Below are 24,118 nucleotides of genomic sequence, written 5' to 3' on the forward strand. Positions count from 1 at the left end.
AGCTCGGCTGTCTACGACACCGACTTTGCAGACGGGCTCTCAGCAAGCCTCGTACGGACAGTTACCAACCTGGTACTCGCAGATGCGCAGTTCGAGATCGGCAGCCTGTTCAAGGATGCAAACGGCAACCCCATCAACGGAGGCGAAGGGTCCGCCGGTCACGCCATCCTCCACGGCCTCGCAGGATGTGCCGCCGCCAAAGCCACCGGAGCGGACTGTAAAGCTGGCGCTGCAGGCGCTATCGTTCAAAGCATATATGCGGGACATTTGGAGAGAACCGGAACAACTCTCTCGGATAAAGACCAGCAACAGCGGGTAGAGCTTCTCGCAGCGGCAGCAGGATTCCTGTTCTCAGGAGGTGAGGCACAGAATGTAAGCGCCGCGTCCGCTGTGGGTGTCAGTGGTATTGCCAACAACAGGCAACTGCATCGCGCGGAAATTGATCTGATCAATGAAAACCTTGATGAGTTTATTGCTGAGATTTGTCAGCAACGCGGACATTGCGGGATAACGCGGGAAAAAGCCCGGACTCTGTTGACCCAAGAAGCCCTTCGTCGGGTCGATAGAAAATACGCTGCGACCGTTGACAAAAATGAGATCGCTGGTGCGTTCCTTGATAGCCTCCAACAAGGTTACATTGCGGGAACTTCGCAGCAGTATTTTGCCAAAGATAAATACTACAACAAGTTTTGGGCAAATCAGGAGTTTCTGGATCAGGCCGGTCTGGTCGGCTCGATTGTGACAGCTACAGGGGTTGCAGAGAGCACAAAGAGGCTTGCCTTGCGCGCCGTCGTGACCTCCGGTTCAAAAGACTTTGCGCCCAGAGAGCTTGCTCTTATCCTGTCAGATACTGGCCTCAGATCAATTGTGGCGCGTAAAAACCCTCTCATTACCGGAGATCAGCAGCTACATGTGTCAGGTCTGATCGCAGAGGCGATCACCAGTGGGAAACCGTCAGACTTGGATGTTGAGATCGCTGCGCTACAGCAAGTTGTGAATGATCCGGCGATCCAAGGGACAGATCTGCAGTCCTTTGCAGCACAAGATCTAAATAGGCTCGAGAGAGCGCGAAACGCTCTGGCCTCAGGCAATACCGCAGATGCCTATGAAGCTATGCGAATTGCTTTCAATGCGGAGGGCGCCGGAAAAGCACTCGTCTACGTCGCAATGGAAGCAACGCCCGGCGGACGCCTCGCTGCATCTCTGGCCGCAGCCAAAACCTCAACAAAAACCTACTTTGCAAATCGACAAGCAAACACTACAAATAGACCAACGGATGGCTTCTATGATCCCCGAGCATGGCGGCAAAACTATGAGGACTTCTACAGTGGCAATGTGACCTCAACTACGGTGCCGCCTTATAGTGCAAAGAATGTTCACCTTGCAGGCAGCCGCCATCCTGAGACGGGTGTAGTGTTTGATCAGCGCGGGTATCCGATATTTGATGATGTTGCGAGTTATGACACTCGTTTCTCTGCGGCGCAATTTTCAGGCGTAGATTACCAAGGTCAAATGAGGATGGCTACTCGGGACCTGAGAAGTACATTAGGCAGTAATCCTCAATTGCGGGCCCAATTTGAACCAGATCAACTACAGGCTATCCAATCGGGTAAGGCAAGCATCCCCCGACTTACTTGGCACCATCATCAGGATACGGGCCGCATGCAGTTGGTGCCAAGAGATATTCATCGTGATACTGGGCACATTGGTGGCAACGCGGTTTCTGGGGGGCAATAGATGCGGCAGTTTCATCTGGTGAAGAACGATTCTGCGGATATCGGTTTTGCAACGACCTGCCTCATTGGCGGCATAATAACATTTTCTGAATTTAAAGATTGGCTATATTTTGTCATTGAGAACACCGATGAGGTCCCCAATTACTTTTTTGATATCTTAGATATTGATGAAAAATTTGACTACACGTTGCGAACTGTAAACTATCTTGGGTTCCATCCGAGTTGGGACGCTTCTGAAGTCGAGTTACTTGCTCTTGATGGCATCGCGTTTTTGCGTTTCCACGACCACCAAACGGATGCATCGCAGCGAGAAGGGGCTACATCGGCGTTACGTTCAAATCCTCATGTTGAAGAACGTTTCCGGGAAACTTTTCCGTTTATCGAGTTTTGAATTTTGTCTTATTCTTTCGTCGGCCCCGTCGGTGTCACTAAGTGCATATACGGGGCAAGGTATGTGCGTGCGCGCCCGCGTGCGTCAGATTGAATTGTTTGTCAACGGTTTTTAATCTTCCTTCGCGGACGGGTTTACGCGCCTTTTGTCTTTGCCTTTTTAGCCCGCGCGTTTTGCAACGAATTCCCCGGATTGTGATGGGTCATGCAGGCTATTTGTTGATGGGCGAGAGGGGCGCGTTTGGTCTGCGTTTGTGTCTGTAAGTGCATAACGCATCCTATGCTCTGAAGCTGTTGCAATCGGAGGGCGAGATCACGATTGCCAGTACGGGCAAGGATGATGCGACGGGGCAGCTTGTGACCAAGGAATACCGGGTGGAAGGCCCGGTGATGCTGTTCCTGACGACGACAGCGATCGACATTGACGAGGAGCTTTTGAATCGCTGCATGGTTCTGACAGTGAATGAAAGCCGGGATCAAACGCGGGCGATACAGACTGCACAGCGCCAACGGCAGACGCTGACAGGGTTGTTGGCGGAAATGGACCGGAAGGCTATCACAGGGCTTCACAGAGGCTGTTGCGACCTCTGAAGGTGGTGAACCCCTATGCGGGGGAGCTGAGCTTTGCGGATGGTCAGACACGGACGCGGCGCGATCATATGAAATACCTTGGCTTGATCAGCGCGATTGCGCTCTTGCATCAGTATAGCCGGGAGGTAAAGCGGGTGGAGCATCATGGCCGCGTCATTGAATATGTCGAAGTCTGGCCGAAGGACATTGAGCTTGCCAACAAGCTGTCCTCGGTGGTGCTGGGGCGCACCTTGGACGAGCTGCCGCCGCAGACGCGGAAACTGCTCATTGCGCTTCAGGATTGGATCAGAGGGCGAGCTGACACAGAGGATGTGCAGGTCAGGAATATCCGGTTCCGACGACGGGAAGCGCGGGAAGCGCTTGGTTGGACGGATACGATGCTGAAAATCCATTTGGGACGGTTGGCGGAGCTGGAATATCTGCTGGTGCATCGCTCGGCGGTTCGGGGCGGCATGTCCTTTGAATATGAGCTGGCTTGTGATGGGTCCGAGCTTGGTGGTCTTGGCCTGGAATCCCCGTTTGTTGCCGATGCCCCGGTTTAAGCGGTCACAAAATCCCCAAGTGGTCATGGATTTGGGGAAGTGGTCGTTAAGTGGTCATGAATTGGTTGACCGCTTGAATAATTTAAAACCAATGGGTTGCGATGAAAAAGGCGAAGCGGTCATGGACTTTGAAACTGCATATTGGCACCGTTCTCTGCCCGCGCCTGCGTTCCTTATATTACTTAAAAGAGTAGCTACTCCTTTAGTTGCTTCTGAAGATAAAACCCCATCCAGATCAGGCCGCTGCGTTCCGTGTTTGCCGATGTGCCAGATTGCAGGCCGGGTGATGGCTGCTCTGGTGTTGATGATGCGCGCGCCTGTGGCCCCTTCTTTTTTTTTAGCCGCAGAGGCTTCTTATGGGTAAGAAGGGCCAGCATACACCATTGCCGCCGATTGGTGACCCCAGTGACAGTAACACGCTCTATAATTGGATGCGTCGGTTTCTGGCGCACCAGTTGGAGAAACATTACAGCCCGCGCACGGTGGCGAACCGGGAGACCTATCTGCGCTATTTTGTGACATGGGCCGACGAGCGGGGGCTGAAGTATCCGCAGGAGATCACCAAGCCCATTCTTGAAGCCTATCAGCGGTATCTGTTCCAAACCGCTATCGGTGCGCAGCCAGCACGGTCGTATCATCCCCATACGCGCGATGTTCTCATGGCTGGTAAAGAATAATCACCTTCTGAGCAACCCGGCCTCTGATCTGGAATTGCCGCGGCTGGACAAGCGATTGCCCAAGGCGATCCTGAGCCAGTCCGAAGTGGAAACGATCCTGAATGGCATCGACATATCCGAGCCAATGGGCATCCGCGACCGGGCCATATTGGAGGTGCTGTACAGCACGGGGATGCGGCGCATGGAGGTGATTGCGCTGAGATGGGATGACTTTGACATCGAGCGCGGCACGATCTTTATCCGGGAGGGTAAGGGAAAGGTGGATCGGATGGTGCCAATCGGGGAGCGGGCTTTGCTCTGGTGTGAAAAGTACCTGCATGAGGTGCGGCCTCAGTTTGATCTGACCGGCCATGATCCCGCCTTCTTTTTAACCAGCCTTGGCGAAGCCTTTACGCCCAACCGCGTGACGCAGTTGGTGCGCGGCCATATCAATGCGGCCGAGATCGGCAAATCCGGTTCCTGCCATCTGTTCCGCCATAGCTGCGCAACGCTGATGCTGGAGAATGGTGCCGATATCCGCTACATCCAGCAGCTCCTCGGTCATGCCAAGCTGGACACCACCCAGATTTACACGCAGGTCTCAATCCGCCAGCTCAAGCAGGTCCATACCCTCACTCATCCCGCGAAAATGAGCGGGGATCAGGACGTTGTGGAAGATGAAACCGATCCCATGTATGATGGTGATAACGGATGAGGATTGAATCGATGCAAACCGCCAAGCAGGAGATCGAGGCCATGGTTCGGGCGCTGCCCGAAGATGCCACCTATGAAGATGCGCAATATAAGCTCTATGTGCTGGAGAAAATCCACAACGGGCTTGAGAGCATTGATCAAAATGGCGGCGTGAGCCACGAGGATGCAAAGGCGCGGTTTGCGAAATGGCTCAACGACTGATCTGGTCGGATCGGGCGCTGGACGATCTGGAAGAGATCGTCAGCTATATCGAGAAAGACTCCCCACTTTATGCCCGCAATGTTGCCCGCAAGATGTTCGCGCGGGCTGAGGCCCTGATCGGTCAGCCCGGACAGGGGCGGTGTGTTCCTGAATATGATGGTGACAAGGATGTACGGGAGGTCTTTGTCCATCGCTGGCGGCTGATTTATGCCGTCTATCCCGATCACATCCGCATTGCCGCAGTGATCCACGGTGCGCGTCTGATGGAAAACGTCAAGCCGCTCTAACCCCATTCTTCTTTAGCAGCCAAATGCTTATGGCTTCCCAAGCGGGCGGTATCCGGTCTAAGACTGGGATATGATCTTGCGACTTCAATCCTTCTTTGCAGGCCTATTGGCTGTGCTTCTGGCGCTTGGCGCTGCACAGGCAAAACCCACGTCGGGGGGATATCAACATTTTGAGCCGGTCGCGCTGGAGCATCAGCAGCATATCCAACTGAGTTCATTGGGGAATTTTGATTACTTCGCCAAAGTCGCGTCAGAGTGTTGTAATGCCACAAATAAGGGAGCGTTCAGAACAACAGATGCTGTGAGTGTTACGGGCGCGAGGAGTATCGACAAAGCCCAGTCCTATGAAACTGGTGTGCGTGAAATCTACGGTGGTGCTTCGCTATCAGATCGATCATTCACAGTCATTGTTGATGGCCGTCGAGTGAACGGAATTGCGGACGATGTGACAGTGATTAACGGCAGAACAACAGCGGTTGATGCGAAGTTCACTGATGATTGGGCTACTTCAATTCGTAACCCGAACAGTCCAAATGGAAATCAGCCTTGGGCTGTAGCCGAACAGCAAAAAATGGTCGATCAAGCTAGAAACTACTCTGTAGCGTTCGATGGTGGGGCCATTTACCATACAAATAACCAAGCTTTGGCCCAGCACTATGCAAGGGCTTTCACTGATGCAGGGATATCAAACTTTGAATTCGTAGTAACACCAACGCGGTAAGGCATTCTGATGAAAAGACCAAAAACACAAATGGAGAAGGTGCTCGGAAGCCATATAGCTCAGCCTGATGAACTCGAAATACCAGGTTCAAAGGATGCAGATAGCGACCGCGTGCTTTATTTTGCGGTTAGCAAGGGCAAAAGTGCTCGAGCTCTACTCCAGAAAATACTGAACTTTTCTGATCCCCCAAATGCACTATCAGGCGGGGCACATGAGGGTGGTTGTCTCATAACAACGACGACATCAGAAATATTTTGCGCGGTTCAGTTTAGGGGCGATCTAGTTGGATGGCGAAAGGATATTGAATTGGGTGCAGCTGCCGTAGGTAGCGAACTTGCAAGGGTTGAGAACGGTAATTTAGTGACCTTTGATGGACGATCCTTTAATCTGACAGGCTGCACGATTGAATTTACTTGATCACCGTTCCTACTCTTTTGCAACGTTCATCAGCTCCAGCTCAATCGTAGTGTGCTCAACCAAAACTTGCAGTTCTTCGTGGACACGTCCGAATAACAAAAAGGTACCCAAACTTGGATTTTTTGATTGGATTGATGATCGGTGCAGCGGCTGTTTGGTTGCGTTCGAAATGGCGCGCCCAAAAGGTCAAGGCATTGGCGGCGGAATGGGACATTAGTGATCCGCGAAACCAGCTGAAGTTCATCAATGCTGTTGATTTGAAGACACGCAAGCCCATCAACGTTGAGGCATACAAAGCCGTTTTTGCACCGGCAGAGAAAGCTTTGGAGGGCATCAAGCCGAAGCATCGTCTTTTGGCGGAAGTCTCAATGGGTAGCTTTTTGGGTACGACAGGGCGAGCGGGACAAAAAGCGCAAGATCGTGCCTTTAAATCGTTCAATTCAAAGCGCGTGGATTTTTTGATAGTTGATGCCTTTGGCGAACCAAAGTTGGTGCTTGAGTACCATGGGTCTGGTCATTTTTTGAGCAAGGATGCAGCGCAGCGTGACGCGGTAAAGCGACTTGCATTGGGTAGTGCCAACGTTCCTCTGCTTGAGTTCAATGAAGGTGTGTCCCAAGCGGAAGTCGCCAACAAGGTACGGTACTGGCTTACCAAGCGATGAGAGGTGGTCCTGGGTTTTCGACCAGTTTGCAGCTTGGTTTAGTTTGATCTCGGTTTCGTTTCAGGCTGCTTTCTTCTCTTCGACCACTTGGGTGTCCTGCGCCCCGATAGACTGCTTGGCTTCGCTTGATGGGGTCAGTTGCGTATAGGGGCGAAATCCTGCGCTAAGGGATTTTTTGGTTTCCATAGATGTCCGTCGTCAGGTGACGACCATGCGCGGCGTCTTTGCCTTCTATGACGCTCCGAAACCCTTCCAGTATTTCGGCTGCCTGACTTTGAGCATCAGGTTCTTGCCCATCCTTGAAATAATGGGCCCGCATTTTCTCCAAAGCGGTGCTGCCTTTCCCCTCAGCGATTAGGCTGCACCAAAAAAGAGTTTGGTACCTGTCTGCGTTCTCATGCTCAGATACGAGTTCTGAGTATGTCTTTGATTTTATGGCTTTGATAGCGGCGCCAGCCATACCCGTGATCGCGTTGAAAATGTCTGTGCTGGCTTGTTCCACATCCGTGAGATTTTTGTCCCATGTCTGTTTTGCCATAGGGAGAGCTGGCATCTTAAAAGCTGCATTGGATCGGAACGAAGGCGGCTTCTTGATGTTGTCGGATAACCCGGTGGCTTTCCAATAGATGGGGTCAACGGCCATCGGTTTGATCCCCAGCTCCACATTAATCAGATTTTCCATACCGTCCGGCGTCGTTCCACCCGTAATGAAAGCTGTGAGGTACCAGTCACCATCGACTTTGAATACCCATGCAGATTTTCGCTTCCAGCCAGTGCCTTTGAGAAGTGGGTTGAGGCCTTTGATCACCTGATCCTTGAAGCGTTGCCCACAGAGTTGACGCTGATAAAGCGTCATATTTTCTTGGGGTATGATAGGTTTTTCGGACTGGTTCATGTGTACTCTACGCAACTGAGACTGTTTTCTGATTTCTCTTTGCAATGGCAAGGACTGTGTTTTTGCTGATGCCGAGGTCTCGGGCGATCCAGCGGTAGGAGCGGCCTTCTTCGATCAACGCCATGACTTTCGGGGCCAAACGGTCTGACTTTGGGCGTTGACCGGGTTGGCGGCCCAGTTTTTTGCCGCGAGCCTTGGCGGCGGCGAGACCAGATTTGATGCGTTCGCTCATGAGATCGCGTTCGAACTGAGCGATGCCTGCCAGCATGGTGGCCATCATCCGACCGTGGGGGCTGTCGAGTTCGAACGTCATGCCGGACATGGCGACCACAGAGACGTTCCATCCAGCCAGTTGGTTCAGCGTGTTCAGGAGGTCTTGGGTCGAACGTCCCCATCTGGATAGTTCGGTCACCAACACCGCGTCGATCTTGCGGGCTTGCGCGAGGGCCATCACCTGGTTGCGCGCGTGGCGGTTGGTCTTGGTGCCGGAGATCGTCTCCTTATGAATGTCCAAAACCTCATACCCGGCGCGGGCGGCGAAATCGGTCAGATCGGTAATCTGTCGTTCGCAGGATTGGTCAGAGGTTGAAACCCGCGCATAGATCACGGCCCGCTTTGATGAAGCGGGCGTTTTCTGTCCCAATTGAACTGGTGCGGTTTGAGCAGTCATAATGGCTTGTTTTTACTGGCGTGATTATTGTCCCTTTTAGCAATTTGATCAAGGGGGACGTATTTTGCCAAGACGAAGCATTCTGACCAAGCGACAGCAGGCCCGCCTTTTAGATTTGCCAACTGACCCAGCCCGACTGCAGGCGCACTACACACTCGATGACTTTGATCTTGAACAGATCAAACAGCGCCGTCGCTCCCACAACAAAATGGGCTTCGCGCTCCAGCTCTGTGTCTTGCGATATCCAGGTCGGTTGCTTGCACCGGGCGAAACGATCCCCATCGAGGTATTGCGGTTCCTGGCCGCCCAGATCGGGATCGAGGCGAGTGATCTCGCCGGATACGCCACGCGAGAGGAAACACGGCACAATCATCTGGCACAGTTGCGTGATCTCTACGGCTTCAAGAATATTACGGGCAGAGTTGCAGTGGAACTGCGGCAATGGCTTTTGGATCGAGCCTTCCACGCTACTTCCAATCTCGACCTTGCGGAACGCTTTATCGCCAGATGCCGCGAGACACAGATCATCCTGCCAGGGATCAGTACCATAGAACGGCTCTGTGCCGAGATGCTGGTCGCTGCCGAACGGCAGATTGATGCTGTCATCGCTGATCGGCTGGATGATCGAGCGCGGCGGCGTCTTGATGCGTTGCTGGACGACATGGTCACCGACCAGCTGACGCGTTTCGTTTGGCTGCGCCAGTTCGATGTGGGCAACAACTCACGCGCGGCCAATCAGCTTTTGGATCGTCTGGAGCGCCTGCAAAAGCTTGAACTGCCAGACAATATCTTGGCCGACATTCCATTGCACAAGATCAAACGGCTGCGTCGTCACGGCGAACGATACTTTGCAGATGCATTGCGTGATCTCTCCAATAACCGCCGCTATGCCATCATGGGCGTGTGTGCCTTGGAATGGCAGGCTGCTATCTCTGACGCTCTTGTCGAAACCCATGACCGGATCGTGGGACGCACCTGGCGCGAAGCCAAACGGTTGGCCGACGCCCGGATTGATGATGCCCAAGGCAGCATCCGAGACACGCTCTTGTCTTTCAAGGATATGGGCACGTCTCTTCTGGCGGCTCATGGTGACAATCAACCGCTTGAGCCAGTGATCCAGTGGCCTGAACTGGAAAGCCTGGTTGCCGTAGCTGGTAAGTTGACCAGCACCATGACGGCTGACCCTATAGACCATGTCACCGGCGGATGGGGCCGGTTCCGACGCTATGCCCCGCGCATGTTGCGCGTTTTGCAGATCGAGGCCGCACCGGTCTGTGCGCCTTTGCTGAAAGCGGCGCATCTGATCCGCGACAAGGCAGCCAGGCATGATCAGCCCAAGGGCTTCCTGCGCAAAACCTCAAAATGGCATCGGCACTTGAAGGCTGATGATATCAAGATGTGGGAAGTCGCTGTCTTCTTCCACCTGCGCGATGCGTTCCGCTCTGGCGATATATGGCTGGCGCATACGGAGCGGTTTGGCGATCAGTCCAAATCCCTGGTGCCCGCATCGGCCTTGCCTACCAGCACAAGACTGGCAGTGCCCCTCAACGTGGACGAATGGCTGGCCCAGAAAAAGCAGGAGATGGCCACGGCGCTCAAAATGCTGAGCCGCGCGGCCAGCAAAGAGCTGTTGCCTCACGCGAGTATCGAGGCGGGTGCGCTGAAAATCGACCGTCTGCCTCCGAGTATGCCGGAAGGAGCGGATCAACTCGTGCTCGATCTTTATGCCCAGATGCCCGAGGCACGGATCACAGACATTATGCTCGCAGTTGATGCCGAAGTTGGCTTCACGGACGCCTTCACCAACTTCCGAACCGGAGCGGTCTGTCCCGACAAGCTTGGTCTTATGAATGTGCTTCTGGCGGAAGGGCTGAACCTCGGCCTACGCAAAATGGCCGAGGCTTCAAACAGCCACGGATATTGGCAACTTCAGCGCATCTCGCAGTGGCACATTGTCAGCGATGCTATCAATCGTGCTCTTGCTATGATCATTGAGGCGCAAAGCGATCTGCCGATGGCACACATCTGGGGGCTTGGTGAAACCGCTTCTAGCGATGGTCAGTTCTTCCCGACGACGCGGCACGGCGAGGCAATGAACCTGATCAACGCGAAGTACGGCAACGATCCAGGCATCAAGGCATACACCCACGTGTCTGATCAGTTTGGCCCGTTCGCTTCCCAGAAAATCCCGGCAACTGTGAACGAAGCGCCGTTCATTTTGGATGGCCTGCTAACCACGGCGGCGGGCCGGAAAATTAAAGAGCAATATGCGGACACCGGCGGCTTCACAGATCACACGTTCGCAATGACATCCTTGCTCGGCTATCAGTTTGTACCACGCATCCGCGACTTGCCGTCAAAGCGGCTCTTCTTCTTCGACCCTGCCGCCGCGCCCAAGAACCTGCGCAGCTTGATTGGCGGGAAAGTGCGGGAAAACCTGATCCGCGATCACTGGGAGGATATCCTGCGCATCGCCGTCACCATGGACATCGGAGCCATGCAGCCCAGTCAGATCATGCGCAAACTGGCTTCTTACCCACGACAGAACGCCTTGGCTGTGGCATTACGCGAAGTCGGGCGGATCGAGCGCACCCTTTTCATCGCACGGTGGCTTACAGACAGTGAGTTGCAGCGTCGCGCCCAGATCGGCCTGAATAAAGGTGAGGCGCACCACGCTCTGAAAAACGCCCTACGCATCGGTCGCCAAGGCGAAATCCGTGATCGTTCCAGCCGTGCCCAGGATGACCGACTGGCCGGACTGAACCTCTTGGCCGCGATCATCATCTACTGGAACACAAAACAACTTGGTCAGATCATCGCCAAACGCAGACATGCCGGAATCTACGACCCGGAAAGCCTGCTCTCACACGTCTCTCCGCTCGGATGGGCGCACATTCTGATCACAGGCGAGTACAGATGGCCCAAAATTACACCGAAAATCCCTTAGCGCAGGAATCCGCCCCTATACGCAACTGACCCCTTGATAGCTCCCGCTGACAAGCCTCGGACAAACGACAGTTGCGTGAATAGGAACGGCGCAGCAAGGGGAGCAAATGTCATCAGTCCTGCTGCCACAATGCGTCCGTAGTCGACACCGTGATGCGATCCGCCTGGAGAGCGCCGGTCGCCGCTTACCATCATTCGGCCAGACTGCCGCGATACCGAGGTCGACCACCGGCGCTAGGGTCAGGACCTATTGATTTCCGCTTTTCTGCATGATTCACCGTTCGAAAACCGAGTGGTGACATGTCTGACCTTTTCTGGCTGAGCGATGCGCAGATGGCGCGTCTGAAGCCCTATTTCCCCAAGTCCCACGGCAAGCCTCGTGTCGATGACCGGCGTGTGTTGAGTGGGATTATCTTCATCAATCGCAATGGTTTACGATGGCGGGATGCGCCCAGGGAGTACGGGCCGCACAAGACCCTTTACAACCGTTGGAAACGATGGAGTGATAAAGGCATCTTTGCCCAGATGATGGTCGGTCTGGCCGCTGAGCATGGTGAAGAGAAGACGATCATGATCGACGCCACCTATCTGAAAGCCCACCGCACAGCGTCCAGCTTGGGCGTTAAAAAGGGGGACGCGGTCGCCTGATTGGCAGAACCAAAGGCGGTATGAATACCAAGTTGCACGCCATCTGTGACGGCAAAGGGCGACCTTTGAACCTCTTTGTTACTGCCGGGCAGGTGAGTGATTACATCGGGGCAAAGGCCCTTTTGAGCGGCCTGCCCAATGTCGACTGGCTGCTCGGAGATCGAGGTTACGACGCCGATTGGTTCAGAGAAGCCCTGAAAGACAAAGGAATACGCGCATGCATCCCTGGCCGGAAGCAACGCAAGGCTACCGTCAAATACGACAAACGCCGCTACAAACGGCGCAATCGGATCGAGATTATGTTCGGCAGGCTCAGAGATTGGCGGCGTGTGGCAACCCGCTATGACAGGTGCCCAAAGGTATCCCTCTCCGCCATCGCTCTCGCCGCCACTGTCATATTCTGGCTATGAAACAACAACGAGTCCTGACCCTAGCTGGAGTGTGGTTTCTAGCCTCAGTTCGAATTGTCATGACAGCCGACTACATCAGTGGGCAAAGATCCGAACTCTAGACCGATAGCCTGAAGTTAATACGGCCCTCAGTCACCGTTATTTTCCTTTTTTTGGTTGAAGGTCATCATCTCCGTCTTGGGAAGTCCAGGACTCGGCTCTCGAGCAACCTGCGAATTGACGTCACATGGTCACTAATTTCGATTGCGAGTTCTGGCGAGGACTGAGAATTGAAGATAGAAGCAGCTATGGTTTCAACAACTGCGGTTTCAATCATTCGACATCCAGCCTCTATCGAGGCTTGATCAAATATTTCATGGTCAGCTTTTTGCTTCCCGAACTGCACCGAAACTATCTGGCCCATTACCACCCCTCAATACAACTAATTCTGCCACCGACGGGAAACCCATTATTTTTTGAGGTGCATTTCGTCGGTGTATCGTCTTCAAGATAAAATCTAGCCTCGCAATCCTGGTGGGAATTGCAACCAATCATCCCTGCATCTCTGTTCACACTATTGTCAGAAAACTTAGATCTTTGTCTTTATATGGCGCATCTGACTCCCGCTGTATTTGCACACCTAGAAGATGAGTGTTGCCGGGCCAGCAGCAAATCACCTTCTTCAGCTTATGTTTCGCGAAAAGCCCTGACGAAATAGTCGCTCAATGGTTTGAGTAGATAGGCCATAGGTGAACGGTCGCTGGTGCGTATATAGCTTTCCACAGGCATACCGGGTACCAAATCGACGCCAGGGGGCAGTTTGACCGTCTCCCCATCGTTGAGCTGAATTTCGACTTTAAAGTACTTCAGGCCGAGCGTCTCATTCTCGAATGCATCCGCCGAGATTAAATTCACTGTTCCGTAAAGCTCAGGTGTCTGGCGTTGATCGAGGGCCAAAAATCGCAAAACAACCTCCTGACCCGAGTAGATCTGATCGATGTGAATTGGATCTACCTGTGCTGCGATTATCAAAGGCCGGTCCTGAGGAACAACGTATAATACCGGCTCCGCGGCCCTGATTACCGAACGCGGAGTTTGCACGGTCATGCCATATACGATACCGGAAACCGGTGAAGTGATGTCCAACCTGTTTAAGCGTTCTATCAAAGATCGACGGCGAGTGGTTTGTTCCAATTCCTGATGCCTTAGATCTCGCAATCTCGTTATCGCGTCCTCACGCCGCGTAGTGCCCAGTTTCAGGATCTCGATGTCTATCTCCGTGATCTGACCTTCGGCTTGAGCCTCTGCTGCGACGAGTTCTCCAAGTTCCCCCTCCAACGCGGCTTGCGTCCGGCGCAATGCAAGAACCGTAGCTACCTGGGCCAACCCACGGTCGAGCAGAAGTTGTTGGCTTGTCAGTTCTTCAACTATCAGCCCCAACTGTACATTGGCGGAGGCCTGCTGCGCTCTGATGCCTTCAATTTGGTTGCGAATCTGACTACGCCGCTTGTCGAGCTGCTCTATCTCTTGGGAAACGGTTTCAAGTTTAGCGTGATACAGCCGCTCCTGCCCACGCACCAGATCAGCAACCTCAACCTGCGTTTGTGCGGCCTCCAGCAGCTCGTCGTCGAAAACGACTGTTGCGCTGGAATCGCGCTCAGCCTCCAGCCGACTGCGACGGGCGGCAAGCTCGTACAGTTGCGCTTCGACGATGGTTAGCTCCGACCGCAGAAGATTGTCGTCCAGTCTGATCAGCGTATCGCCTGCCTCAACTCTGTCTCCTTCTTCCACGTAGATATCACCAACAATCCCGCCGTCGATATGTTGTACAACCTGCCGGTTTTGGTCCACCTCAATATGTCCGTCCGCTACGACGGCTCCTGCAATGTTGGACATCACGGCCCAAGTTCCAAACCCTCCAATCAGGGTGCAAAGCGTAACAACGCCTATAAACATGGGTTGCTTGACAGACCACTTTTCTCTCTTGGTCACTGCACGCCACCCATACTGATCTTTTTGTTTATTGCCTTATGGTTGTCCACCATTTCGCGCAGCACCTTCTCCTTTGGGCCGAAGTTCGTGCAGATGCCCCGGTTTAGTACCAATAATAGGTCACATTCCTGGATTGCCGCAGGTCGGTGGGCCATAATCAAGACACCTTTTCCCTCTTCTTTTAGCTGTGCAACCGCTCGGTTCAACGCCCCGGACCCTTCGTTATCGAGGTTTGAATTTGGCTCATCCAAAATGACGATCACGGGATCGTCATAAAGTGCTCTTGCAAGTGCTATACGTTGCATCTGCCCGCCCGAAAGTCTGGTGTCCAAGCCATCCACCGGTGTGTCGTAGCCATCGGGCAAAGCCACGATCAAGTCATGGGCTGCAGCTTTTTTAGCTGCAACCACCACTTTTTCTGGATCCGGTTGCTTTGCTAAGCGGGCGATATTTTGAGCCAACGTGCCTTCAAACAGTTGCACGCGCTGCGGTAAGTAACCTATGTGTTTACCCAGAGTTTCGGCATCATATTGCTCCAAGCCTGCCCCGGCTAAACGAACTGTTCCGGTTGCTGGTTTCCATACCGCGGTCAAACCACGAGCCAGCGAGGATTTACCAGAACCTGATGGTCCAATGACGCCCAAAGCTTGACCAGGCTGAAGTCGAAATGAAACGCTGCGGAGTATGGGAGTCTGTCCACCCGGCGGCACCAATGAAAGTGACTGAACGTCGAGTGTTGCGGAGGGTTTTGGTAACAGCATCCGTTGTGGCTCAGGCGGCGTTCGTGCAAGCAACTCTGAAAGACTCCGCCAGCCTTTGATCGCGCGCTGCACTATGCCCCATTGGCCAAGTGCGAGTTCTACAGGTGCCAGGGCACGACCCAACAGTATTGAAGCAGCGATCATCACTCCGGGTGTAACTTCACCTTGTAATACCAGGTAGGCTCCAAGACCCAGCATCGCTGATTGTAAGAACAATCGCAAAGTCTTGGTCGCAGTGGTGAAGCCACCAACCACGTCGGTTGCAGAAACAGATCTCGCCAGTGCTTCGCTGCGGGTGTCCTGCCAACGAGTGAACGCCGCATCTCGCATTCCCATTGCTTGAATAGTTCCGGCTTCGCTGCGAAGCTCGTTAGAAATCACATTGGCATGTTGGCTGGCGATTGTGGCACGATACTGCGGGTGCCGAGAGAATATCTGGTTACATAGTGCCACCAACACTAGAATCAAACCTCCACTGAACGCCAAAATACCAAGGTACGGATGAAAAAGAGCGATGCCGGCCAGAAACAGAGGCGTCCATGGTAGATCGAAGGCAGCCATTAAAACTGGCGAGGAAATCAGTTTTTGCACCGATTCCAGGTCAGACAGACCTGTTTGGGCGCTTGCATCGTTAGACGTTGCAGAGCGTCGGATCATCGCGTCAAAAACTCGACGGTCCAACGCAGCTTGAAACCGTGCGCCTGCGCGGGTCAAAATTCGACCGCGCGCATAGTCCAATAATCCCATCATCACAAAAAGAAATGCCACCAAAAGCGACATCGCGACCAAAGTAGCTTCGGATCGGCTGCCAAGCACCCTGTCGTAGACCTGCAACATATATAAAGGGCCAGTAAGCATCAGAAGGTTGACGAAAAAACTGAATAAGCCCGCGGCCCAGTAAAGCCCTCTACTGGTGCGTCGCGCGCGGCGTAGCTCGTCTACACCAGCCAATCGTCCTATGCTCATCGTGGTAATTCCGGCCTAAATGCAAAGAGGTAGATATTCGTGTTGCGAAATGGGGTTGCGGGGAGCCTCGGTGCCATCCATCGCAAAAGTGCAGCAAGCAATCTCGTAACCTGAGAAGACACCATGAGCGATGCGGCTGGAGGGGCGCCTGCATTCTCATTGGTATGAGGGGGGTTAATCAAACGACAGCAAGATAAGTACTAAGATGCAAACGTCCGATGTTCATCAATAAGTCAACTAACTTGGGAAATCGCGGTCTTTGTTAGCGGTTCCAAATTGAATGCCCCCAAACCAACAAAAGGCGCCACCCAAAACTCAGGGTGGCGCCAATACTCGATTAGAGGAACAGGGTGTCCACATCCGCACCGACGGTCAATGTCGCAAGTTCTCCATCGCTGTCCTCGAAGATGTAGGTAAAATCACCTCCATCTGCCAATGTGGCCTTGAACCCCTGCGCAGACGTCAAGTCGAACTGGCTACCAAAGGTTTCCTTTCCATAGCCAAGATCAATGGTTATTTCGTCAGCACCACGACCAAAGTCCAGGATGTTATCGTTGCCGCCGCTAAAGACGAATTCATCGTCGCCGCTTCCGCCGATCAGGGTATCATTACCTTCGCCACCATCGAGCAGATCATTTCCTTGGTTGCCAAAAATAATGTCGTTGCCTTCTCCGCCGTACAAACGATCGTTGGTGTCAGCTGAGCTTCCATACTGATTTTCGTGTTTCACAGAGTCGGTATACTCACCGTAGATGAGATCGTTTCCTGCGCCGCCGTAGACAACATCGTTACCTGCACCGGCCTTTACGAAATCGTTACCACCTTCGGCGCGAACTGTGTCATCACCGAAGTTCGCCGCGATAACATCGTCATCCTGGCCTCCGGTGAGAGAGTCGTTCCCGGCACCACCCGTCAGCAGAAGCGGAGCTTGAGCCGCTTGACCTCCGGTTGAAACGCCGCCGTTGGTGATAACGCCGTCAACGTCGATACCATTGAACGTGTCATCGCCGCTTTCAAAAACGCTGACGTTGTTGTCAACCGAAACCGTATCGTCGTTTACAGTATCAGCGCCTGGTTCAAACGTAATCTTGCCTTTCTCAAGTGCCTTTGCCGTGCCGCGAATGTTAAGTGTCGCGATTTCACCTTCATCGGCACCCAATCTGGTTGATCCAAACAATTGATTTGGGTTGCCGCCGTTACCTACAGCTTCGACGAGCGCGTCGAACCACGCCGATTCACCTTCCAACCAAGTTTCGAAAATTGTGCTTCCATCGAACCCAAGGGCATTACCTGCTTTACTAGTCATTTTCTCACTCCAATTCATATGTAAAGTGATAAACTCTCTACACAAAATAATGCAGTTTTCTAATCAAATAAATTTGATTTGGCTCGAACCAATTACCCTTGCCAACTAAATGTAGCCGCAAAAAGAAGCTTGTTTTTGAGAATGTGGCGAAAGCCCAAAACTTTATGGCGATTTTTTTCAATTAAGGCGGATTCTAGTATATTTTTTTGACCTAGTCGGATGAAATCAATGCTCGGTTGGCAACAGCAGAACACAATGGAAATACGGCGCACATTAGTCAAGCAAATCCCTCGGCCCAATACTCGCGCAGCAATGTCGCTAAACACCTTCTTTGGGCCGGAAAAGAGCATTGCGGAATGAAATCTTTTAGCGGTCATCCCTCCGAATAACTTTGGGCAAATGATACCGTTTAAACAAATAATAGTATTTGAATTTTATTGAAAGGATGTGCGCCTATTGGACAAGTTTAAGCAAGACAATTCGAATAAAATTCTTTGAACTTTTTAACAATACCGAAGGTTTCAACGTACCAATCGGTTATGCTTGGGTCGCAGCTGTGCTTACTGTTGTTGCCACACAGCATTGACTTGCCTTGCTGCAAGTATCGCTTGCGTTAGTTCAGATCTTGAACATGGGAACTGGAGCTTCACATCTCCAATGGCTACCCCAAACGGCTCAAGTTTTCCATAATCGCAAACGCTGGAACTTAATACTATGGGAACGTTTAAAGTTTCCTCTCTAAGCATTGCAAGTTCGTCAACTATTTCGGAAAGTGACCAGGACAGTTGAAGAAAGTCGATATCAAAAATTGCGATTGACAGGGTGCGGTTAATCCCGGTTGCTCTCACCGAAAGTACATCGATCGCGGCTTCGAGGCAGTTGAGTTGGTGGACAACAAACCTACTTTCGACAAGGTATCGAGATAGCATGATTGCAGCGTCGGATTGGGGGTCTGAAACTACAAGGCAATCGCGCCCAGGCAAGGAAGTGATTTGCGATCGAGCTTGCTTCCAGACTGGTGAATTGTTGTCGTTCCCTGACTCTTGCTCTGCCAAGCCAGATGGCACATTGGATAAGTTATAATGTTCGTTATACATGCGTTGAGCGCTTTCTGAATATACGCGATTCTGGCGCTTAGTGTTCTTGCGCACCTATCCTCTGCTCCGTAGTTTTGACGCCTATTGCTAGCTTTGCGTTTTACTGCCGCCACAACATAGAAACCCTATGGTTTGAGGGCGTAGCACCTTGTTCGTTCTAAATTGCGGAGGCCGCGGGGCATTTGATTCGACTTGTTGGCACAATTCAGAGCGGACCAGCGAAGCCCATGCTATACGGCGTCATGGCGAAAGGCGCCGAACGCAAGAACAGACAGACAGCAACCGCGAGCAAGATCTAAGATTCTGAGCGCTTTCGATGCAGAAGAGTTGAATGAATAGATAGTGCCCCCTGTTGAACCAGTTATGATCCACTGACGCTCGGCACTTCGGCATCAATGTCATTTTCTACATCCTCATTTGGCTCCGATGGATGACTTGCTGACGATGTACCAAAGAAACTCACCGTGTATGGCATCAACTTGCAGACCTGAGGATAATCTGCGATCACTTTTTGGAAGTTCATTTTGTTTGCATTGAAGCTCGATAGCGTTTTGCATTCGATATTCGAGTTCACTTCGACAATGTCCATCGCGAGCTTCAAAGAAGCTCTATCGCCTCTGTCGTGAAACTCGATCATCAGTGTCTTGATAGCATTGACTGTCTCCAGAAGAACAGCGCAAGCCTCCTCCATCCTAATGATGCGCAGATCAAATTCGTAGTGACTCTTGTCATTCATTTTCTGTTCTCGGTTCTTCTATTGGCTTTGGTGAAAAAAGTGATGCCGCGCGTCGATCCGTGAGCAATGACAGAAGCCACTGTGTCAACGAAAGGGTTATTAAAATGACAGATCCACCCAGCGAATACATCGCAAGCGCATATATAGGCGAATCAAATACAACCAACACAAAAGCTGACATAATCGCAGCGACCATAATTGCACATATAAGCCTCCCAACTAGCATACCTATTATTCATCCCCGTTTAACTGATACCTAGGTAGTCTATTTCGAATATTTAACCGAATGTGATAATTGAACGCTCGATTTCGGCGGAGCCAGAAAAAGAGCATTCAATTTCACTTGTGAGTGGTAGCATTGGTAGCATGGTGCGAACAGTGAACTCGTTTTTGAGGGGTAGCGAAATTAATTGCGCCAAGAAGTGAATCATGAGTGCTGACTCACGATTTTATGGATGGTGGTCGGAAATAGGAAGTGGTCTGAGATCAACTGAATGTAAACAATCTGTGAGGCGGGCTCGAATAAGGAATTGAAGCCAATTGTAAGGCGTTAGATAGCTTAATTGTGGCAAAAAAACAGAAATAAGGCGCGCTACATCGTAAGCGGATCACCCCCGCTTCACTTGCTGCGCGGGGCTCGGCCCGCATCGACAATCACGACTCGAGAATCTGTGCTAAAAATTGGATCGATCGGTGAATTGGCTCTGCAATAGCGTAGAATTCTGGGGATGTATGAGGTGGAGGCTCCAAGCGGGCATATCGACGCCACATTCAGCTCGTCGTATTGGGCTGAAAAGCGCCAAATTACCCCTGTGAACGTTTGCGTGGTGCATTACTCGCCACGTTTCCGAGTTGTAGGTCAATAATGGATTTTGCATATCTATATAATGGCGTAGTTAAACGGAGCTTTATGTTTGTTATGGCGCATAGGCGCCCGCTAAACAGGCTAAGTGCTACACGTCGCTGCTTTCCGTCGCCTGGTCCAAATAATTGTTTGTAATTCTCAGGGGACTTTAAGTTCGGTCAATGCGTTTATCGAAACTGTCAAAAGCGTTCTTAAAAAAACCTTTGCATTCCACTGGCACATTGCCTCAGGCGATTGAGGCTTTTGTTGAAGCCATCCCTCGCTGTGAACCCAGCCGGCGCCGCGTCCATGATCGAATTGTTCGGCGTATCACGGGCGATTCGAAGGACGTGCAGGCTCAAGCCAGGGGCCCATATCGAAGCCCGCGCTACACATTCATCAAAAAAGAGCTATGCGAAATCCCACCTCATCATCATTTGGAATGGCGCTCTACCAAACAAATGCAATATCGAAAGAGGGATGCGCAGCCGTAGCAGTTCGTTTTTTGTGGTAATGGAAGCAAAGTACAGCAACACATCAACGCCGTCTACTTTTCATCGTATGTTCCGAGCATCCAGTTTCTTCACCCCGCAGAAATGCAAACTTGGGGGCAGAATATCTAAGCGCGGTCCGCAAAAAGATAGTCTTGTGCACAAGCTGGTACCTCGAAGCAGGACATGTGATCAAATAGACACCTGCGTAGCCGATGAAGTTTCTCCGTCAAGCTTCTGATGTCTGTTGCGATTTTTTGATACCCCAATACCATCGGTTGAGCGTCGATAGCGCTGTGAGTGTATGCTATTTTCTTGCTGGCAATTCTTTGTTGGGTTTTGCGACACCTCCGAGAGCCCGAATTTTGACAGCTGCGTCTGGTTTTCGATGAATGCTCTATGAGACCACCGCGCAGTGTAGAAGGTGTATGTTCGCTCCAGATTCCAATCGCGGTGAGTTCGGCGCCGGATGCAGGTTGGTAGTACATCCAGAATGTAGCGCGCCTTCGGCCGCATTTCGAGGAAGTGTCCAACACCAGGTTCAACATTCGAAACGCATCGGCTCCATCAATTGCCCGATTTTGGGCCGTAGCCAAGCGGGTCATTCGGTTGGAATATCTTAAAATCGATTGCTCTCTTCACCTCAGTTTTCACCCAAAGGTTGGTGCAATATGTACAACCAAATTGACAGTTACTTTCATCCAATCGCACGAGAGGCTTCTCCAGTGATGCTGCCTGCCCAAGCTATGCAGCGGCTGGTTCCCGCAGTAAACGGGGAAAATTCGGGAGAAGTCTGCAAAATTGACGTTGAAATCCTCAAAATCGGAAATAATGGCGGCAAAATGAAGAGAATAGCAGGACAGGGCACAGAGGTTTATTGCCTCCGACGATCGCGCTGAGAACACTGCCTGAGTGCGCCAGCAGGATCACTAGAATTCAAATCGTCAATCGGTTTAACCCGCTTAAGCCTGGCTTAGAGAGTCGCCAATTGTGCATCGATTCCGACCTGGAGAGCAAAAGTCGGATAGCATTGTTGCGCAACCCGTACAAAGCGCCATTCGATTGCTGTATTAAATATGAAGCAAGAAAGCAGCCCCTGCGCTCAGTCACAGGGTTGTTACTTGAGATTGCTTGCGCGGCGTGCGTTGTTCGACCTTCGTAAAGTAAAGCAGGCAGAGTTTGCGGCCATAGTTGAGCGGGTAAGCGTCGGAACCATGTATCTATCACGAATTTTTTGCGCGGTTGACGCTAAGAATCATGAAAGTAATCAAAGCCATGCAAGACAATAATCCTGTCGCTATTAGAGGGCGAAGACCGACGCATGCAAAAGGCAATGCGATTCTGAACTTGGTTTTCCCAAATCAGGCTAGCACTCTGAATTTTGAAATTTTGTTCCGGCAAGTGGCGTTCGCGAACACGACACCCGGTCACTCGGTCAAATTTTCCACATAATGTCTGTGTAGAGATTTGGAACGATCCACCATCTTGTCTTTTTGTTGAGGTAATCAGTTATGAAACCACTAAACTTACTTCGCGGAGGCCGCATCTTCAAACGAGGCAAGCATGTGCTGACCTCGGCTCCACATTTTGCCGCCGCAGCGGCTGTATTTGTTTGTTTTGGCGCTGACCCTGCTATAGCTGATTGTCGCATTACCGGAGGTAGCGGTAACATCACCGGACCTAACGTTATTGTCTGCGATGGCAATGGCGGACCGATCGGTAATTTCAGTGCCGCAGGCGGCATCGATAGAATCACCGTGAACGATGGTGCAGTTGCAAATCAAATTAGTGGCGGACGGGATCGGGACACTATTGCGGTGAATGGTGGCACCGTTAACACCATTGATGGCGGAGCTGGAAACGACAACGATTCTTTCATTCTAAACGGCGGGATTGTCGGCGACGTCAGGGCTGGCGGTGGTGACAATACCTTCCGACTTGTAGACACAGTTGTCACAGGAAGCATAAATGGGGGAGCGGGCACTGATACGTTGACGGTGGCACCAACTGCAGACACTGTCTTTGCAACAAATATCGCAAATATCGAACAACTCATAATTTCTACAGACAGCTATGTTGTAACGTTTGAAGATGGCGCAAGCTTTGATTTTGTGCGGACCCATGCGCCAGACGAAAATGAGACGTCCAATGTGATTTTCAATGGCGATTTGGCTACACCAGAGCTTGGCGTGCAGCGCGCGGCCAATGGCAGCGGCGCAGTTGCTTCGCTCCGTAGGCTGCGCACAAATTTGACTTTGAACGGCACCGTCGACGATGGCTCTGGCGGGGCTACTCGGATTACCGGAACCGATGGTGTGAATACTGTCGTTGTCGGTGCTACCGGCGTGGTCAACGCGACTGCGCTGCTCGACCTCGGAAACGACGTGTTGGATGTAGCGGGCACGCTGGATACAGGGGCTGGTCGCTTCCAACTGGGAGCAGGCTCGGACAGGCTAATTATCCGTGACAATGCCAATATCAGCGGCACAATTGATGGCGGCGGTGGCGCCGACAGCGTTGAAGTTGATGTTGTTGCCACCGCAAGCAGCACATTGGACGAAGCCGTCAACTTTGAAACCTTGACAAAAAACGGCGAGGGGTCGCTAACACTGACGGGTGACAATGGATTTTCGGGCGGTGTAGCACTCAACAACGGTACACTCAACGTGACGGGGACCCTTGACAATGGATCTGGTGGCCAGACAACGGTCACGGGATCGGCAAACGAAACAACCCTTAGTGTCGGTGACAGCGGAACTCTGCTCGCCGAAGGGACGCTCGGCGATGGAGCGGACGTGTTGGATGTGGCTGGAACATTGGATACAGGCGCAGGTAACCTGACGTTGGGTTTGGGCGATGACACATTCAGAATACAAGATGGTACTGCGGTCACGGGAGTTGTAGATGGTGGCTTGGGAACCGATACAATAGATGCAGACATTGCAACCAGTGCGTCAGATGCGGTTCTTACTCAGGCTTCCAATTTCGAAACCCTGACGAAAAATGGTGCCGGTGCCCTTAACCTCACCGGAATGTTTGACTTCTCAACGGTCAACGTAAACGAAGGACTTTTGAACGTTACCGGTGATCTCGACGATATCAACGTCGCAACGGTTTCTTCAGGCGCCACGCTCACAGCCGATGGCGCAGTAACGTTCACGGACAATGCTGACACGTTCACGGTCGCAGGGACCGTTGACGGAGGTTCGCAAATCCGCCTTCTTGACGGCGATGACAATTTCAACATTCTGGGCGGAACTGATGTTAGCGCGGTTGTTGACGGCGGCGCTGGGGACGACACAGTGTCGGCAGACATTGCCGCGACTCAAAGTGCAGATCTTGTTCAGGTTACCAATTTCGAGGCGCTGACAAAGACCGGGGCCGGTACGCTGAACGTCACCGGGCCGGGAGCTTCCGAATTCTCAACGGTCAATGCAAACGCGGGTGTTTTGAACGTCAC

22 protein-coding genes are annotated in these 24,118 nt (G+C 52.1%); 15 read left to right on the plus strand and 7 right to left on the minus strand.

Translation table 11 applies throughout. The features are described 5' to 3' along the window. The 12 genes from RA27_RS24155 to RA27_RS23365 all read left to right on the plus strand — a co-directional run. On the plus strand, positions 1-1,737 hold a 1,737-nt coding region (locus tag RA27_RS24155), incomplete at its 5' end, for an HNH endonuclease (RefSeq protein WP_193746563.1). After that, positions 1,738-2,127 (plus strand): hypothetical protein, encoded by a 390-nt coding sequence (locus tag RA27_RS21925; protein ID WP_052265441.1) that lies wholly within the window; start codon positions 1,738-1,740, stop codon positions 2,125-2,127. Between the two features lie 263 nt (positions 2,128-2,390). Next, positions 2,391-2,717, plus strand: coding sequence for a hypothetical protein (locus RA27_RS24505; protein ID WP_039544061.1), 327 nt, complete (start codon positions 2,391-2,393; stop codon positions 2,715-2,717). Continuing rightward, positions 2,705-3,259, plus strand: a complete 555-nt coding sequence (locus RA27_RS24510) for a hypothetical protein (protein ID WP_193746564.1) — start codon at positions 2,705-2,707, stop codon at positions 3,257-3,259. Before RA27_RS24505 ends, RA27_RS24510 begins: the two co-directional genes overlap by 13 nt. Positions 3,260-3,284: 25 nt before the next feature. Continuing rightward, a complete protein-coding gene (locus RA27_RS24160; protein ID WP_152610766.1) occupies positions 3,285-3,623 on the plus strand; it encodes a hypothetical protein in 339 nt (112 codons plus the stop codon). Beyond that, positions 3,616-3,936, plus strand: a complete 321-nt coding sequence (locus RA27_RS23890) for a hypothetical protein (RefSeq protein WP_082025233.1) — start codon at positions 3,616-3,618, stop codon at positions 3,934-3,936. The genes RA27_RS24160 and RA27_RS23890 overlap by 8 nt, the downstream gene beginning before the upstream one ends. Continuing rightward, positions 3,911-4,630, plus strand: a complete 720-nt coding sequence (locus tag RA27_RS23895; RefSeq protein ID WP_241484132.1) for a tyrosine-type recombinase/integrase — start codon at positions 3,911-3,913, stop codon at positions 4,628-4,630. Before RA27_RS23890 ends, RA27_RS23895 begins: the two co-directional genes overlap by 26 nt. Positions 4,631-4,641: 11 nt before the next feature. Then, positions 4,642-4,830, plus strand: a complete 189-nt coding sequence (locus tag RA27_RS21945; protein WP_008759070.1) for a hypothetical protein — start codon at positions 4,642-4,644, stop codon at positions 4,828-4,830. Then, positions 4,815-5,117 (plus strand): type II toxin-antitoxin system RelE/ParE family toxin, encoded by a 303-nt coding sequence (locus tag RA27_RS21950; RefSeq protein ID WP_039544065.1) that lies wholly within the window; start codon positions 4,815-4,817, stop codon positions 5,115-5,117. The genes RA27_RS21945 and RA27_RS21950 overlap by 16 nt, the downstream gene beginning before the upstream one ends. 70 nt (positions 5,118-5,187) lie before the next feature. After that, positions 5,188-5,838 carry a hypothetical protein gene (locus RA27_RS24780; RefSeq protein WP_039544069.1) on the plus strand — a complete coding sequence of 217 codons (651 nt, stop codon included), beginning with the start codon at positions 5,188-5,190 and terminating at the stop codon, positions 5,836-5,838. Between the two features lie 9 nt (positions 5,839-5,847). Continuing rightward, positions 5,848-6,255, plus strand: coding sequence for a hypothetical protein (locus RA27_RS21960; RefSeq protein ID WP_039544072.1), 408 nt, complete (start codon positions 5,848-5,850; stop codon positions 6,253-6,255). A 113-nt stretch (positions 6,256-6,368) separates the two neighbouring features. Beyond that, complete coding sequence (locus tag RA27_RS23365; protein WP_052265443.1) at positions 6,369-6,917, plus strand: DUF2726 domain-containing protein; 549 nt, start codon at positions 6,369-6,371, stop codon at positions 6,915-6,917. Positions 6,918-7,080: 163 nt separating this feature from the next. Here RA27_RS23365 and RA27_RS21970 read toward each other — a convergent pair whose 3' ends face one another. Both RA27_RS21970 and RA27_RS21975 read right to left on the minus strand, forming a co-directional pair. Continuing rightward, the gene (locus RA27_RS21970; RefSeq protein WP_039544075.1) at positions 7,081-7,812 is read right to left on the minus strand and encodes a hypothetical protein; all 732 of its coding nucleotides are present in this window, start codon (positions 7,810-7,812) and stop codon (positions 7,081-7,083) included. Positions 7,813-7,819: 7 nt separating this feature from the next. Continuing rightward, positions 7,820-8,482, minus strand: coding sequence for a recombinase family protein (locus RA27_RS21975; protein ID WP_052265444.1), 663 nt, complete (start codon positions 8,480-8,482; stop codon positions 7,820-7,822). A 64-nt stretch (positions 8,483-8,546) separates the two neighbouring features. On the opposite strand from RA27_RS21975, the gene RA27_RS21980 reads away from it, so the two are divergent. Both RA27_RS21980 and RA27_RS23905 read left to right on the plus strand, forming a co-directional pair. Further along, positions 8,547-11,429, plus strand: a complete 2,883-nt coding sequence (locus RA27_RS21980; protein WP_039544077.1) for a Tn3 family transposase — start codon at positions 8,547-8,549, stop codon at positions 11,427-11,429. Positions 11,430-11,728: 299 nt separating this feature from the next. Further along, positions 11,729-12,486 (plus strand): IS5 family transposase gene (locus RA27_RS23905; protein ID WP_152610767.1). Its coding sequence is split into 2 segments (ribosomal slippage): positions 11,729-12,053 and positions 12,053-12,486, totalling 759 coding nucleotides; the frame shifts between segments, so codons are not numbered across the junction. A 666-nt stretch (positions 12,487-13,152) separates the two neighbouring features. On the opposite strand, the gene RA27_RS22000 is transcribed toward RA27_RS23905, so the two are convergent. The 5 genes from RA27_RS22000 to RA27_RS22020 all read right to left on the minus strand — a co-directional run bounded on the left by RA27_RS22000 (position 13,153) and on the right by RA27_RS22020 (position 19,323). Then, entirely contained in the window at positions 13,153-14,421 is a 1,269-nt protein-coding gene (locus RA27_RS22000; protein WP_052265445.1) for an HlyD family type I secretion periplasmic adaptor subunit, read from the minus strand. 32 nt (positions 14,422-14,453) lie between these two features. Beyond that, entirely contained in the window at positions 14,454-16,184 is a 1,731-nt protein-coding gene (locus RA27_RS22005; protein ID WP_039544092.1) for a type I secretion system permease/ATPase, read from the minus strand. 337 nt (positions 16,185-16,521) lie between these two features. Next, on the minus strand, positions 16,522-17,490 hold the full coding sequence (locus RA27_RS23370) for a calcium-binding protein (RefSeq protein WP_052265446.1): 969 nt from the start codon (positions 17,488-17,490) through the stop codon (positions 16,522-16,524). Between the two features lie 560 nt (positions 17,491-18,050). Beyond that, positions 18,051-18,641, minus strand: a complete 591-nt coding sequence (locus tag RA27_RS24165; protein ID WP_152610768.1) for a hypothetical protein — start codon at positions 18,639-18,641, stop codon at positions 18,051-18,053. 307 nt (positions 18,642-18,948) lie between these two features. Continuing rightward, positions 18,949-19,323 (minus strand): hypothetical protein, encoded by a 375-nt coding sequence (locus RA27_RS22020; protein ID WP_039544100.1) that lies wholly within the window; start codon positions 19,321-19,323, stop codon positions 18,949-18,951. 2,846 nt (positions 19,324-22,169) lie between these two features. Here RA27_RS22020 and RA27_RS22025 point away from each other — a divergent pair. Next, positions 22,170-24,118 (plus strand): autotransporter-associated beta strand repeat-containing protein (locus tag RA27_RS22025; protein WP_039544102.1); only part of this gene is annotated, 1,949 nt, incomplete at its 3' end.

Source organism: Ruegeria sp. ANG-R, assembly GCF_000813985.1.
GTDB lineage: Bacteria > Pseudomonadota > Alphaproteobacteria > Rhodobacterales > Rhodobacteraceae > Ruegeria.

Excerpts from the sequence above, each read along its gene's own strand:
- RA27_RS22020 (WP_039544100.1), bottom strand. The coding sequence starts at position 19,323 with ATGAATGACAAGAGTCACTACGAATTTGATCTGCGCATCATTAGGATG.
- RA27_RS23895 (WP_241484132.1), top strand. The coding sequence starts at position 3,911 with ATGTTCTCATGGCTGGTAAAGAATAATCACCTTCTGAGCAACCCGGCC.
- RA27_RS21970 (WP_039544075.1), bottom strand. The coding sequence starts at position 7,812 with ATGAACCAGTCCGAAAAACCTATCATACCCCAAGAAAATATGACGCTT.
- RA27_RS24780 (WP_039544069.1), top strand. The coding sequence starts at position 5,188 with ATGATCTTGCGACTTCAATCCTTCTTTGCAGGCCTATTGGCTGTGCTT.
- RA27_RS22000 (WP_052265445.1), bottom strand. The coding sequence starts at position 14,421 with ATGTTTATAGGCGTTGTTACGCTTTGCACCCTGATTGGAGGGTTTGGA.
- RA27_RS21975 (WP_052265444.1), bottom strand. The coding sequence starts at position 8,482 with ATGACTGCTCAAACCGCACCAGTTCAATTGGGACAGAAAACGCCCGCT.
- RA27_RS22005 (WP_039544092.1), bottom strand. The coding sequence starts at position 16,184 with ATGAGCATAGGACGATTGGCTGGTGTAGACGAGCTACGCCGCGCGCGA.
- RA27_RS23890 (WP_082025233.1), top strand. The coding sequence starts at position 3,616 with ATGGGTAAGAAGGGCCAGCATACACCATTGCCGCCGATTGGTGACCCC.
- RA27_RS21960 (WP_039544072.1), top strand. The coding sequence starts at position 5,848 with ATGAAAAGACCAAAAACACAAATGGAGAAGGTGCTCGGAAGCCATATA.
- RA27_RS21925 (WP_052265441.1), top strand. The coding sequence starts at position 1,738 with ATGCGGCAGTTTCATCTGGTGAAGAACGATTCTGCGGATATCGGTTTT.
- RA27_RS21950 (WP_039544065.1), top strand. The coding sequence starts at position 4,815 with ATGGCTCAACGACTGATCTGGTCGGATCGGGCGCTGGACGATCTGGAA.
- RA27_RS21945 (WP_008759070.1), top strand. The coding sequence starts at position 4,642 with ATGCAAACCGCCAAGCAGGAGATCGAGGCCATGGTTCGGGCGCTGCCC.
- RA27_RS23370 (WP_052265446.1), bottom strand. The coding sequence starts at position 17,490 with ATGACTAGTAAAGCAGGTAATGCCCTTGGGTTCGATGGAAGCACAATT.
- RA27_RS24160 (WP_152610766.1), top strand. The coding sequence starts at position 3,285 with ATGGATTTGGGGAAGTGGTCGTTAAGTGGTCATGAATTGGTTGACCGC.